11 protein-coding genes are annotated in these 13,207 nt (G+C 67.4%); 5 read left to right on the top strand and 6 right to left on the bottom strand.

The window, feature by feature from the left end; translation table 11 throughout:
* Positions 1-21: 21 nt before the first annotated feature.
* The gene (locus ABQF13_RS00055; protein WP_448390621.1) at positions 22-1,500 is read left to right on the top strand and encodes a cytochrome P450; all 1,479 of its coding nucleotides are present in this window, start codon (positions 22-24) and stop codon (positions 1,498-1,500) included.
* A gap of 74 nt (positions 1,501-1,574) precedes the next feature.
* Here the strand turns inward: ABQF13_RS00055 and ABQF13_RS00050 are convergent, their stop codons facing one another.
* Positions 1,575-2,063, bottom strand: a complete 489-nt coding sequence (locus ABQF13_RS00050) for a 2-isopropylmalate synthase (RefSeq protein WP_448390620.1) — start codon at positions 2,061-2,063, stop codon at positions 1,575-1,577.
* Positions 2,064-2,287: 224 nt separating this feature from the next.
* Between ABQF13_RS00050 and ABQF13_RS00045 the strand changes: the two genes are divergently transcribed.
* The gene (locus tag ABQF13_RS00045) at positions 2,288-3,043 is read left to right on the top strand and encodes a sulfite exporter TauE/SafE family protein (RefSeq protein WP_448390619.1); all 756 of its coding nucleotides are present in this window, start codon (positions 2,288-2,290) and stop codon (positions 3,041-3,043) included.
* Between the two features lie 7 nt (positions 3,044-3,050).
* Here ABQF13_RS00045 and ABQF13_RS00040 read toward each other — a convergent pair whose 3' ends face one another.
* Positions 3,051-4,115, bottom strand: a complete 1,065-nt coding sequence (locus tag ABQF13_RS00040; RefSeq protein ID WP_448390618.1) for a phosphotransferase family protein — start codon at positions 4,113-4,115, stop codon at positions 3,051-3,053.
* Positions 4,116-4,127: 12 nt separating this feature from the next.
* The gene (locus tag ABQF13_RS00035; RefSeq protein WP_448391345.1) at positions 4,128-4,955 is read right to left on the bottom strand and encodes a class I SAM-dependent methyltransferase; all 828 of its coding nucleotides are present in this window, start codon (positions 4,953-4,955) and stop codon (positions 4,128-4,130) included.
* A 122-nt stretch (positions 4,956-5,077) separates the two neighbouring features.
* Here ABQF13_RS00035 and ABQF13_RS00030 point away from each other — a divergent pair, with 122 nt between their 5' ends.
* Complete coding sequence (locus ABQF13_RS00030) at positions 5,078-5,752, top strand: winged helix-turn-helix transcriptional regulator (RefSeq protein WP_448390617.1); 675 nt, start codon at positions 5,078-5,080, stop codon at positions 5,750-5,752.
* A gap of 4 nt (positions 5,753-5,756) precedes the next feature.
* Here ABQF13_RS00030 and poxB read toward each other — a convergent pair whose 3' ends face one another.
* The gene (poxB, locus tag ABQF13_RS00025; RefSeq protein WP_448390616.1) at positions 5,757-7,493 is read right to left on the bottom strand and encodes a ubiquinone-dependent pyruvate dehydrogenase; all 1,737 of its coding nucleotides are present in this window, start codon (positions 7,491-7,493) and stop codon (positions 5,757-5,759) included.
* 71 nt (positions 7,494-7,564) lie between these two features.
* Entirely contained in the window at positions 7,565-8,332 is a 768-nt protein-coding gene (locus tag ABQF13_RS00020) for an SDR family NAD(P)-dependent oxidoreductase (protein WP_448390615.1), read from the bottom strand.
* Positions 8,333-8,432: 100 nt separating this feature from the next.
* On the opposite strand from ABQF13_RS00020, the gene ABQF13_RS00015 reads away from it, so the two are divergent.
* The gene (locus ABQF13_RS00015; protein ID WP_448390614.1) at positions 8,433-9,968 is read left to right on the top strand and encodes a molybdopterin-dependent oxidoreductase; all 1,536 of its coding nucleotides are present in this window, start codon (positions 8,433-8,435) and stop codon (positions 9,966-9,968) included.
* A 94-nt stretch (positions 9,969-10,062) separates the two neighbouring features.
* A complete protein-coding gene (locus ABQF13_RS00010; RefSeq protein WP_448390613.1) occupies positions 10,063-11,613 on the top strand; it encodes an ATP-dependent DNA ligase in 1,551 nt (516 codons plus the stop codon).
* Between the two features lie 14 nt (positions 11,614-11,627).
* Here the strand turns inward: ABQF13_RS00010 and ABQF13_RS00005 are convergent, their stop codons facing one another.
* Positions 11,628-13,013, bottom strand: coding sequence for an MFS transporter (locus tag ABQF13_RS00005; RefSeq protein ID WP_448390612.1), 1,386 nt, complete (start codon positions 13,011-13,013; stop codon positions 11,628-11,630).
* Positions 13,014-13,207: the final 194 nt, after the last annotated feature.

Below are 13,207 nucleotides of genomic sequence, written 5' to 3'. Positions count from 1 at the left end.
TGCCGTTTTCAGGAGTGTCCGATGCCGACCATCAGCACCAAGGATTACCTCATCGACCAGGCGAAACGCCGGTTGACCCCGACGTTGAACAACCTGCCGCTCGGTCCTCTCGAGCGGCGGCTGAACAACCGGGAGTGGCCGCAGTTCGTGCTGGCGGAGCCGCCGGCGGGCAGCGGGCTCAAACCGGTAATGGGTGATTCAGGCCTGCCGATCTTGGGGCACATGATCGAGGCGTTCCGCGGCGGACCGGACTACGTGCTGCAGGTTTACCGCAAATACGGCCCGGTGCACTACGCCCACTCCCCGGCCCTGGCATCGGTGTCGGCGTTGGGGCCCGACGCCACCCAGGCCGTGTTCTCCAACAAGAACAAGGACTACTCGCAGAAGGGCTGGCATCCGGTCATCGGCCCGTTCTTCAACCGCGGCCTGATGATGCTCGATTTCGAAGAGCACATGTTCCACCGCCGGATCATGCAGGAGGCGTTCACGCGCACGCGGTTGACCGGCTACGTCGAACACATCGACAAGGTGGCGTCAAAGGTGGTCGCCGAGGACTGGGTGGCCAACGACGCGCGGTTCCTGCTGCATCCGGCGCTGAAGGAACTCACCCTCGACATTGCCTCGGTGGTGTTCATGGGACATGAGCCCGGCACCGACCAGGAACTGGTCACCAAGGTCAACGAGGCGTTCACCATCACCACCCGCGCAGGTGGTGCGATCATCCGCACCAGTGTTCCGCCGTTCAAGTGGTGGCGCGGGCTGCGCGCCCGCAAGGTGCTCGAGGACTACTTCGAGGAGCGGGTCAAGGAGCGCCGCCACGCCGGGGGCACCGACATGCTCTCCGTGCTGTGCCATGCCGAGGATGAGGACGGCAACAGCTTCACCGACGAAGACATCGTCAACCACATGATCTTTTTGATGATGGCCGCCCACGACACATCGACATCGACGTTGACCACGATGGGCTACCACCTCGCCGCCAACCCCGACTGGCAGGAGCGCTGCCGCGACGAGTCGGCTCGGCTGGGTGACGGGCCGCTGGACATCGAGGCGCTGGAGAAGCTGGAAACCCTCGACCTGGTAATCAACGAATCGCTGCGGCTGGTTACCCCGCTGCCGTTCAACGTGCGCCAGACCGTGCGCGACACCGATCTGCTGGGTCACTACATTCCGGCCGGCACCAACGTCGTGACGTGGCCGGGAATGAACCACCGGCTGCCGGAGCTGTGGACGAACCCCGAGAAGTTCGATCCCGACCGGTTCGCCGAACCTCGCGCGGAGCACAAGAAGCACCGTTATGCGTTCGCCCCGTTCGGCGGCGGTGCGCACAAGTGCATCGGCATGGTGTTCGGTCAGCTCGAGATCAAGACCGTGATGCACCGGCTGCTGCGCAAGTACCGCCTCGAGCTGCCGCGGCCGGGCTACAAGCCGCGCTACGACTACGCCGGTATGCCCATGCCGATGGACGGTATGCCGATCGTGTTGCGCCCGCTGAGCTAGGCACTACTGCCGAGAAACTGCATTTCAGCGGCGAAAGTACGAGTAACGCCGTGCAAGAAAGCAGCTCGCGCGAATCAGGCCGTGATCAGCCGGTTGGCGCAGGCGATCACCGCGTCGAGCGCCGACCGGGTCGGGTCGTCCGACAGGCCCATCGCCCACTCGGAGCGCGCGCCGTCGGAACCCCGGATGAACGTCGCCGTGCGCTCACCGGCAGGCACCTGGTGAAACGCGGTGGTCTCGACCGCGATGCCAAGGTCGTCGTACAGCATCGCCGTCAAGGCGGCCACCGGACCTGACGCCGCCGCCGACGACGTGCTGATCCGCTCACCGATGGCCAGGGTCGCCTGGTAGGACCGGGCCTGCGGGCCCAGCCGCGTCGCGCGACGGTGGCCGTCGGCGCAGGACCAGGTGCGCAACTGCAGCGGGCCGGAGTTGGGCGCGTACTCGCTGACAAATGATTCATACGACATTGCATCGGCCTCCTCACGTAGGCCGCGAGGCAACGGGATATGGAAGGGCGCCGCCCCGGTGAAGGTGGGTCGTGTGGTGACTGCAAGGGACATGTGCCGGTCTTCTGCTTAAAGGAGTGACCGACGTAGTAGCAGCTTCGACCCACAGCGAGGGGTCGGTCGCGATCAGACCCCGCTGCGGGTTACTACTACGAGTCGCCTTGGCACGGTGCCGATGCTAGCCGCTCGGCGAGCGGGTGTGCAATTGCTTTTTCCTGCGGGCGCGTCGGGGCTTGCAATGTGCCCGCAGCGCGCGCAGGACGTAACGTGAGCCGCCGATGAACTGGGCGTTGCTATTCGCGGCGGGTGTGATCGGCGGGCTCACCGGCAGCATCGCGGGACTCGCGTCGGTAGCCACGTACCCGGCGTTACTCGTCGCGGGGTTACCGCCCGTCACCGCCAACGTCACCAACACGGTGGCGTTGGTGTTCAACGGCGTCGGCTCGGTGCTCGGCTCCCGACTCGAGCTTCGCGGCCAGGGCCGGTGGTTGTTGCGGATGATGCCGCTGGCCGCGCTCGCCGGCGCGATGGGCGCGCTGCTACTGCTGTCGACGCCGCCAGGGAGCTTCGAGCAGTTGGTGCCGGTGCTGTTGGGGGTGGCGTCGCTGGCGATCTTGCTTCCGCGGAGCAGCAACGCAGACGTGGCGACCGCGAAGGGGCGCCGTCGTACCGCGAGGACGGCTTTCGAAGCCGGGGCGATTTTCCTGATCGCTATCTACGGCGGCTACTTCGGCGCGGCCGCCGGCGTGCTACTGCTGGCGCTGCTGTTGCGTATCGGCCACACGACGCTCGCGCGCGCCAACGCGAGCAAAAACTTCCTGCTCGGCATTGCCAACGTCGTCGCCGCGGCGGTGTTCGCGCTTATCGCACCGGTGCAGTGGTGGGCCGTGGTGCCACTCGGACTCGGCTGCCTCATCGGCTCACGTCTGGGACCCATCGTGGTCCGCCACACCCCCGCCGGTCCGATGCGGGTGTTGATCGGCGTGGCCGGTCTGGCGGTGACGGTCCAGCTCGCCCTCGACACCTACGGCTGAGAACGTGTCAGATCCCGAACGGGCTGTCGCCCTTGGCGACTCGAGTGCCGATGTCGATCAGGTTCTGCGCGTTGGCGTGCAAGCGCTCCCCCGCGTCCCTGCTGGCCTGGCCGACCAGGAATCGCGACCACGTACCTTCGATCACGATCCCGAGCTTGAAGCACGCCATCGCGACATACCAGTCCAGCCTTGAGGTTTCGCGGCCTCCGGCACCGAGATAGGCATCCAGCAGTTCACGCCGGCTTGCGAGCCCGCCGAGGTCGGCCAGTGCTGCGCCCGCGGTGATCGTGTTGGTCTCCAGCGGCCAACAGATCAGCATCCAACCGAGGTCGAGCAGCGGGTCGCCGATCGTGCACATCTCCCAGTCGACGAACGCCGCCAGTTCCGGCTTCTCCCGGCGCAGCATCACATTGCTCAAATGCGGGTCGCCGTGCAGGATTCCGGGTTGCCCGTCGGGTGGGCGGTTGGTCTCCAGCCATTCGGCCAGCTCGGTGACGGCCAGCGAGGCGGGGTCGTACCGGTCGTGACGGTAGCTTTCCAGCAGCCGCAAGAACTGCGGAACCTGGCGCTCCAGAAAGGAACCCGGCCGTTTGAGTTCGGCGAGCGGACTGCCTTCCCATGACACGTTGCCGAGTTGGGCCAGGCTGGCCGCGTAGGACAGGCCGACCTGGTGGCGCATGCCCGGATCGCGCACGTAGGCCTCATCGACCTCGCTGCCGGGGTTAAACCCGTCGACCTCTTCCATCAAGTAGAAGACCACCCCGAGCACCTCGAGGTCGTCGCATCCGGCGATGAACCCCGGGTGCGGGACGTCGGTTCCGGCCAGGGTGCGCAGCGCCGCGATCTCGCGCAGCATCGTCTTGTCGCTTGTCGGCCGCGGGTGAAGAGGCGGCCGCCGCAACACCATCGGCCGCCCGTCCACCCGGATCCGTACGACGATGTTCTGGGTGCCGCCGGTCAGCGGTTCGACGTCGGTGACGGTCGAGCCCAGGCGTTGTTCTCGCACCCAGCGCTGCAGCGCCTTCTGGTCGTCTGCGGACAGGGTGGGTAGCTGCGGTGCGGCATCGGACATACCGCCATGGTGTCAGGCTCTGCGCGCGGTCAGCAGCAGGTACTCCCAATCCATCGTGGAACCGCCCCGCAAGAAGCCGTCGCCGAGGCGGGCCAGGTCGGCGTCGAGTTCGGCGACCCGGTCCGGATCGGCCTCGATGTTGCGGTACGCCGCGATCGTCGGCCCGTACATCGACCTGAAGTAGTCGCGGAATGCGGCGCCGTTCCCGAAGTGCCCGACGCTCAGCGTGCGTCGTTCGGTAACGACGTCGGTGACGCGGTCGCCGAGCAAGGTGCGGACATGGTCCGCACTGCCCCACAGCGGCGGCGGTTGAGCGCCGGGCGGCGGCGCCGCGACGTAGGGCTTCATGGTGGCGAACAGCTCACCGATCTGGCCTTCCGGAGTCCAGCTCAGCAGCGCGACCCGGCCGCCCGGTCTGCACACCCGCACCAGTTCGTCGGCCGCACGTTGGTGAAACGGCGCGAACATCACCCCGATACAAGACATCACTACATCGAATTCGGCGTCACCGAAAGGTAATTCGTGTGCGTCGGCCTCGCGCCATTCAAGCGTGACACCGCGCTCGACAGCCCGCTGACTGCCGTGCTCGAGCAGTTCCGGACACAGGTCGCTGGCGACGACGCTGGCGCCCGCGAGCGCAGCCGGGATGGCCGCGTTGCCGGTGCCCGCAGCGATGTCGAGCACACGGTCGCCGGGGCCGATCCCGGCAGCCTGCACCAGGATGGGACCCAGCGGTGAGACGATCTCGGCCGCGAGCTTCGGATAGTCGCCGGAGGCCCACATGACCCGGTGTTTGGCGGCGATCTGGCCGTCGTCGACGGCGGTGGCGGAGTCCTTCATCGCAGTTCCTTCCTGCTCGGTGCGGATATCGTCGCGCACGCCAATCACCGCATTCCAGTTCCAAATCTGTACCCGCCCTGGTTCGATATCTGTACTGCGCGTTGCGGCCCGGAGGTACGCACATGCCCGGATACGGCCAGTTCTGTCCCGTCGCCAAGGCGATGGAGCTGCTCGACGAACGATGGACCATGCTCGTCGTGCGTGAGCTGCTGCTCGGCAGCCGCCACTTCAACGATCTGCGTCGCGGAGTGCCGAAGATGTCACCGGCACTGTTGTCCAAGCGGCTGAAGTCGCTGGCACGGGCCGGCGTGGTGGAACGCGCCGACGTCGACGGCCGCACCACCTACACGCTCACCGCATGCGGTAAGGAACTCGCCGAGGTGGTCGACGCGCTCGGCGCGTGGGGCGTGCGGTGGATCGGCGAACTCGGCGAGGAGGACCTCGACCCGCACCTGCTGATGTGGGATATCCGGCGCACCATCCCGATCGCCGAATGGCCTCGCAAACGGACGACGTTGGCGTTTCGGCTGACCGAGGTGGCGCCGAAAGCCGCGCGGTGGTGGCTGGTGGTCGCCGACGGGCAGGCCGATGTGTGCGATTTCGATCCCGGCTACGAGGTGGCCGGCACCGTCGAAACGAGCCTGCGAACGCTCACCCGGATCTGGCGCGGCGACGTGACGTGGCAACACGCGCTGCTCGACGGCAGCGTCGCGGTGTCCGGGCCGGCCGAGGTGCGCCGCTCGGTTCCGACGTGGATCGGCCAGTCGCTGCTGTCGGCGGTACCCCGGCCGGCGTGAGCGTTCAGTCCAGGATGCGGCGCGCCACGTTGGTGGTGACCAGATCGAGAAGTTCGTCGGCCCGCCCGGCCATGATCGTTCGAATCGCGTACAGCGAGAAGCCTTTGGCTTGTTCGACGGTGATGGCCGGCGGGATCGACAGCACCTGGCGGGCGGTCACCACATCGATCACGGCGGGCCCGTCGACGGCGAACGCGTCGACGAGGGCCTGATGCAGATCGCCCGGTTGCTCGACTCGCCTGCCGAAGATGCCCATCGCCTGCGCGACGGCGGCGAAGTCTGGGTTGACGAGGTCGGTGCCGAAGTTGACGATTCCGGCGGCTTTCATTTCGAGCTCAACGAAATTCAGCGACGAGTTGTTGAAGACGATCACCTTGACCGGCAGCTGCTTCTGGATCAGGGTGACCAGCTCACCGAACAGCATCGTCAGCCCGCCGTCACCGGCCAGCGCGACGACCTGCCGGTCGGGCTGTGCGGTCTGCGCACCGATCGCGTGCGGTAGCGCGCAGGCCATCGTGCCGTGGTTGAACGAGCCGATCAGCCGGCGCCGGCCGTTCATCGTGAGGTAGCGCGACGCCCACACCACCGGTGAGCCGACGTCGACGGTGAACACCGCGTCGTCGGCGGCAAGCTGATCAGTGAGGCCCGCAACGTATTCCGGTCGGATGGGGGTGCGGTCGCGGTCGTTGACGGCCAGCTCGTCCATCGACTTGCGGGTCTTGCGGTAGTGACGCAGCGAACGGTCGAGGTGGTCACGGTCGGTCTTGGGCCGCAGCAGCGGAAGCAGCGCGGCGACCGTGTCGGCGACGGTACCCACCAACCCGAGATCGATCGGCGTGCGCCGGCCGAGGTGGCGGCCGCGGATGTCGACTTGGATGACCTTCGCGTCGTCGGGATAGAACTGCGGATAAGGGAAGTCGGTGCCCAGCATCAGCAACGCGTCGGCCTCTTTGATGGCTTTGTAGCCGGAAGCGAACCCGAGCAGGCCCGTCATGCCGACGTCGAACGGGTTGTCGTACTCGATGAACTCCTTGCCGCGCAACGCATGTACAACCGGCGCGTTGAGGGTGCCGGCCAGCTCGATCAGCGCGTCATGCGCGCCGGCCACCCCGGCGCCGCCCAGGATCGTTACGGCGCGCGCGTCGTTGAGGATGGCGGCGGCGCGCCGCAGCGACTCGTCGTCGGGGCGCACGACCGAGCGCGTCGCGGTGATCGGCCGCGCGTTCCAGGCCGACGCGTCGGCGCGTTGCAGAAAGATCTCCCCTGGGATGACCACCACCGCTACCCCGCTGTCCTCGACGGCGGCCCGCATCGCCATCTCGAGGATTCGCGGCGCCATCTCCGGGGTGCTGATGAGTTCGCAGTAGACGCTGCACTCGCGGAACAGTTCCTGCGGATGGGTCTCCTGGAAGTAGTCCGAACCGATTTCGGTGCGCGGTATGTGCGCGGCGATCGCGAGCACGGGCACCCGGCTGCGTTGCGCGTCGAACAGGCCGTTGATCAGATGCAGGTTGCCGGGGCCGCAACTGCCGGCGCAGACCGCCAGCCCGCCGGTGAGTGCCGCGTCGGCGGCCGCCGCGAAAGCCGCGGTCTCTTCGTGGCGGACATGTTCCCAGCTGATCTCGCCCGATCGGCGGATCGCGTCGGTGAACCCGTTGAGGCTGTCGCCGGGCAGCCCGTACACGCGGCGCACGCCGCTGACCCGCAGAGCGTCGATGAGGTGTTCGGCGACGGTCGCCACCCGCTCACCCTAGTGCGATTTCGGCGCGCTTACGCACCCTCACGGGGCATAAGCGCGCCGAAATCACGGACTTACTTGGGGGCGAAGCGCTGGCCGGCGTCCAGGCGCAGGCACTGGCCGTTGAGCATCGGGATCTCGACGATCGCGGCCACCAGCTTCGCGTATTCCTCGGGCTTGCCGAGCCGCTTGGGAAACGCCGCATCCTTGGTCAGCGCCTTGGCGAACTCGTCGGGTATGCCCTCGGTCAGGCCGGTCGCGAACAGGCTCGGGGCGATCGCGAGCGCGCGGATGCCCAGGCTGCCCATGTCACGCGCCATCGTCAGGCACATGCCGGCGATAGCGGCCTTGGACGCCGTGTAGGCCACCTGCCCGATCTGGCCCTCGAACGCGGCGATCGAGGCGGTGTTGATGATGACGCCGCGCTCTTCTTTCTCGTCGTCGACCGGCTCCTGCTTGCTCATCTGCCAGCCCGCCAACCTGCTGATGTTGAAGGTGCCGATGAGGTTGAGGTCCACGCTCTTGCGGAAGGTCTCCAGGCTGTGCGGGCCGTCCTTCTTGACGGTGCGCTCGGCCGCGCCGCCACCGGCGGTGGTCACGATGATGTGCAGCCCGCCGAGCTCGTCGATCGCCTGCTGCAGCACCTTCTCGGTGCCCTCGAAGTCGGTGACGTCGACCTCGAAGAAGGAGCCGCCGATCGCGTCGGCAACTTCCTTGCCTTTGGACTGCGGGCGGTCCAGCACTGCCACGCTCGCGCCGCGCTTGGCCAGCAATTCGGCGGTCGCCTTGCCGAAACCGGACGCCCCCCCGACGATGATGGCCTTCTTGCCCTCGATCTCCATCTAGCCGCCTTTCCAAAATTTCGTCGAATCGTAAAGCAACTTAGCCGACGGCCTCGTCCGGTCGGCGGTTCGGGTCCGTTCGGGGCAGTACCTTGGCACCATGGCCGTACCCGCCCGGGAAACGCGGATGCTGGCGGGTCTTGCCGCCGCGGCGGTAGCGCTGGGCGTGACGCAACTGCTGGCCGTCGCGTTCGGCCCGCAGGCCGACGCGCGCACCGCCGTCGGCTCGGTGGTCATCGACCTGACACCGGGCCCGGTCAAAGAATGGGCGATCGCGACGTTCGGCATGGCCGACAAGCTCTTCCTCACCGTGGCGGTGTTGGGGGCGATCGCGCTCATCGCCGCGTTGACGGCGGCGCTGGAGACGCGCCGGGTCCCGGTGGGAAGCATCGCGATCGTGCTGGGCGGCACCGCGGGGTGCGCGGCAGTGTTGTCGCGCGCGGGTGCGACGCTCGCCGACGTCGTGCCCACGCTGGTCGGGACCGCGTGTGGCGTGGCCGTGCTGCGCCTGCTCGTCTCCGGGCGCGTCACGGACCCGCCGCCCGAGGACCGGGCCGAGCCCGGCAGGCGATTGTCGCTGCTGGCGCTCGGGTTGATGACGGCGGGCGCGGCCACCGGGGTGGTTGGTGTGGTGCTGTCGCGGCTGACGTCGTCGGTGGCGTCGGACCGCGACGCGTTCGCGCTGCCGCGTCCTGACGTCGCCGCGCCACCGGCCGACCCCGCTGTGCAGCCTAAAGACGTTGGCCTGACGTCGTTTATCACCGGCAACGACGAGTTCTACCGGATCGACACCGCCTTGACGGTGCCGCAGCTCAGCCGCGGGGACTGGCAGCTTCGGATTCACGGCATGGTCGACCGCGAAATCACCTACCGTTTCGAGGATCTCGAACGTTTCGAGACCGTCGAGAAGCTCGTGACGTTGACGTGTGTGTCCAACCCGGTCGGCGGCGACCTCATCGGCAACGCCGCGTGGATCGGCTACCGGGTGCGGGATCTGTTGGCCGGGGCGGGGATTCACGCGGACGCCGACATGGTGCTGTCAATGTCGGTCGACGGGTTCACCGCGGGCACGCCCGTCGAGGCGCTCACCGGGGACGCCGAGGCGTTGTTGGCGGTCGGGATGAACGGCGAGCCGCTACCCACCGAACACGGATATCCCGCCCGCCTCGTCGTGCCCGGCCTCTACGGCTACGTGTCGGCCACCAAATGGGTCGTCGACCTCGAGGTCACCCGGTTCGACCGCGCCGAGGCGTACTGGACCAAGCTGGGTTGGTCGGCGCGCGGACCCATCAAGACCCAGTCGCGCATCGACGTGCCCCGCAGCGGAGCGGCCGTCGCGGCAGGCCCGGTGACGTTCGGCGGCGTCGCGTGGGCGCAACCCCGTGGCGTGCGCGGCGTCGAGGTCCGCATCGACGGCCCCGACGGCACCGGCGACTGGCGACCGGCCGACCTCGGCGCGAGCTACTCCGCCGACACCTGGCGGCTCTGGAGCTTTGCGTGGCAAGGCGAACCCGGTCCGCACACGATCACCGTGCGGGCCATCGACAACACCGGCGCGGTGCAGACCGCGGACGTGGCCCCTCCGGTGCCCGACGGCGCGTCCGGCTGGCATGCGGTGTCGTTCACCGTCACCTAGACCACCCCGCAGTTCCGGCGAGGGCGGCACGCCGAGAACTGACCCGAGTTCACGCACGCTCGCGCGGTGGTGAGGGCCGTGACAGGCTGGTCTGGTGCTGCTGTCTGACGTCGCCGCCGCGTCGGCCGAGGTGGGCGCCTCGTCGTCGCGGCTGGCCAAGATCGCCCGGATCGCCGAGCTGCTACGACGCGCCAGCGACGGCGGCGACGCGCGACTGGTCGCGGTGACGGTGTCGTGGTTGTCGGGTGTGTTGCCGCAACGCCAGATCGGCGTGGGGTGGGCGGCGCTGCGTTCAGTGCCGGCCCCGGCAGCAGAACCGTCGCTGACGGTGCTGGAGGTCGACGCGCGGTTCACCGAGATCGGGCAGGTGGCCGGCAAGGGTTCCCAAGCGCGACGGGCCGGGCTGCTCGCCGACCTGTTCGGCCGCGCCACCGACGCCGAGCAGACTTTCCTGCGTCGGCTGCTCAGCGGTGAGCTACGTCAGGGCGCCCTGATCGGGGTGATGGCCGACGCCGTGGCCAAGGCCGCGGGCGTACCCGCGGCCGCGGTGCGACGCGCCGCCATGCTCGGCGGCGCACTACCCGCCGTCGCGGCCGCCGCGCTGACCGACGGCGAGGCGGGGTTGGCGCAGTTCACCCTCAAGGTCGGCAGGCCGGTCGGGCCGATGCTGGCACAGACCGCTAGCGGTGTCGCCGAGGCGCTCGAACGCCTCAGCGGCGCAGCGGTTTTCGAAGCCAAGCTCGACGGCGCCCGGGTGCAGATCCACCGTGCCGGCAACACGGTGTCGATCTACACCCGCAGCCTCGACGACGTCACCGCCCGCCTACCCGAGGTCGTCGACGCCGCACTGGCCTGGCCGGTGACCGACCTTATCGCCGACGCCGAGGCGATCGCGCTGCGACCGGACAACAACCGCCCGCACCGGTTTCAGGTCACCGCGTCGCGGTTCGGGAAGTCGGTCGACATCGAGGCCGCCCGCGCGGCACAGCCCTTGTCGGTCTTCGTGTTCGACGTGCTGCACCTCGACGGCGTCGACCTGCTGGACCGACCGACCAGCGAGCGCGTCGCGGCGCTGGACGCCATCGTTCCCGAGGACCAGCGGGTCGATCGTCTGGTCACCGACGACGTCGACACCGCCCAGGAGTTCCTCGACGCGACGTTGGCCGCCGGTCACGAAGGCGTCATGGCTAAGTCGCCGACGGCATCGTATGAGGCCGGCCGCCGCGGCGCCGGCTGGCTGAAGGTCAAACCGGTGCACACCCTCGACCTGGTGGTGCTGGCTGTGGAATGGGGCTCGGGCCGGCGCACCGGCAAGCTCTCGAACATCCATCTCGGCGCCAGAGATCCCGCGACCGGCGGATTCGTCATGCTCGGAAAGACGTTCAAGGGCATGACTGACGCAATGCTGCAGTGGCAGACCAACCGGTTTCTCGAACTGGCCGACGGCCCGACCGACGATTACGTCGTCAAGGTGCGTCCCGAGCAGGTCGTCGAGATCGCGCTCGACGGAGTACAGACGTCATCGCGGTATCCAGCCGGGATGGCGCTGCGGTTCGCCCGGGTGTTGCGCTACCGCGACGACAAGGGCCCGGCCGAGGCCGACACCGTGGACACCGTGCGCGCCATCTATCAACGCACCGAATGACTTGGGAGCAAACGTCAGCCGATCAAACGGTCCGGAGTCGGCCCCTCGATACTGTCCAACGAGGTGTCCTTGGTCTCCGACATGATCAGTATCGCGATGAAGCTCAGCGACGCCGCGATGAACAGATACAGCCCTACCCACGCAACACCGTATTGCGTCGCCAGCCACGTGGCGATGAACGGCGCTACCGCAGCACCCAGAATGCTCGCGACGTTGTAGGAAACTCCTGACCCGGTGTAGCGCACATTCGTCGGAAACAGTTCGGGCAGGACCGCGCTCATCGGCCCAAAGGTCAAACCCATCAACGTCATTCCGACTATTAAGAACAGCAGCATGGTGCCATGTGACGCGTCACTAGCGCCGAGCGCCGGAATGAAAACCACGCTGAAGACCATGATCGCCGCGGTGACGCACAGCAGGGGTAGGCGGCGGCCGAAGCGATCGGACAGCACACCCGACAGCGGCAGCGTCGCGGCGAAGAACAACACGGCGATCAGCTGTAGTTGCAGAAAGTCGACGTAAGCGAACCCGAGTCCGCTGCCGTCCGGTGGTCGCTTCGCCGTCCCATAGCTCAACGCCCACGTCGTCATCAGGTAGAACATCGTGTAGGTCGCCAACATCACGAAAGTGCCGATGATCAACGGGCGCCAGCTGGTTCTAAACAGCTCGGCCAGAGGCACTTTCACCTTCTCACCGCGGGCCATGGCGCGGGTGAAGACCGGCGTCTCGATAAGGCGCAACCGCACATAGAGTCCGATCGCCACCATCACCGCGCTCAGCAGGAACGGAATTCGCCAGCCCCACGTCAAGAACGGCCCGTCAAGGTCCGGCGTGACATTGCTGTGTCCAATCCACAGCAGCAGCAACACGAAGGCGCCGTTGGCCAACAGAAACCCGATGGGCGCTCCGAGTTGTGGCCACATCGCGGCCCAAGCGCGTTTACCCGGTTTGGCAGTCTCGGTGGCCAGCAGCGCCGCTCCGCTCCATTCGCCGCCCAGCGCCAGACCCTGCGCGAAGCGCATGATCGCCAACAACGCGGGGGCGAAGATGCCCGCCTGGTGGTAGGTCGGTAAGAGCCCGATGACAAACGTCGCAATTCCCATCACCAGCAGGGAGGCCACCAACGTCACCTTGCGTCCCACGCGATCACCGAAGTGGCCGAACAGGACCGAACCCACCGGCCGGGCGACAAAGGCGAGCCCAAAGGTGGCCAGCGATGCCAAGAGCGCCGTCGTCGGATCCCCCTTCGGGAAGAACAGGTGCGGAAAGACCGAGACGGCTGCGGTGGCATAGATATAGAAGTCGTAGAACTCGATGGTGGTGCCCACCATCGAGGCGACGACGATGCGTCGACGCGGGATGCCGCCGACCAGATCGGAGTTGGCGGTGTCGGCGCTCATCTTCGTCCCCCTGCACGGCTAACCGAGATCTGGCAAAGGACATCATGCCAGCGACGACGGCGATCCGCCGTCGTGTCTTGCGGTCGTACTCGACGAGCCGACCATGGCGCCGGTCAACGGCGTTGTCCGTCGCGGCAACGTAGTCGCGGCTAAACTGTTGCCCATACGGTAAGGAACTCAGAAAGGTCGGCACG

It is taken from the genome of Mycolicibacterium sp. XJ879 (assembly GCF_053483935.1).
Note: the sequence above shows the minus strand (reverse complement) of the source record. Positions and strands in the feature narration are given on the sequence as shown.

Excerpts from the sequence above, each read along its gene's own strand:
- ABQF13_RS00050 (WP_448390620.1), bottom strand. The coding sequence starts at position 2,063 with ATGTCCCTTGCAGTCACCACACGACCCACCTTCACCGGGGCGGCGCCC.
- ABQF13_RS00005 (WP_448390612.1), bottom strand. The coding sequence starts at position 13,013 with ATGAGCGCCGACACCGCCAACTCCGATCTGGTCGGCGGCATCCCGCGT.
- ABQF13_RS00020 (WP_448390615.1), bottom strand. The coding sequence starts at position 8,332 with ATGGAGATCGAGGGCAAGAAGGCCATCATCGTCGGGGGGGCGTCCGGT.
- ABQF13_RS00055 (WP_448390621.1), top strand. The coding sequence starts at position 22 with ATGCCGACCATCAGCACCAAGGATTACCTCATCGACCAGGCGAAACGC.
- ABQF13_RS00045 (WP_448390619.1), top strand. The coding sequence starts at position 2,288 with ATGAACTGGGCGTTGCTATTCGCGGCGGGTGTGATCGGCGGGCTCACC.
- ABQF13_RS00035 (WP_448391345.1), bottom strand. The coding sequence starts at position 4,955 with ATGAAGGACTCCGCCACCGCCGTCGACGACGGCCAGATCGCCGCCAAA.
- ABQF13_RS00015 (WP_448390614.1), top strand. The coding sequence starts at position 8,433 with ATGGCCGTACCCGCCCGGGAAACGCGGATGCTGGCGGGTCTTGCCGCC.
- ABQF13_RS00040 (WP_448390618.1), bottom strand. The coding sequence starts at position 4,115 with ATGTCCGATGCCGCACCGCAGCTACCCACCCTGTCCGCAGACGACCAG.
- ABQF13_RS00030 (WP_448390617.1), top strand. The coding sequence starts at position 5,078 with ATGCCCGGATACGGCCAGTTCTGTCCCGTCGCCAAGGCGATGGAGCTG.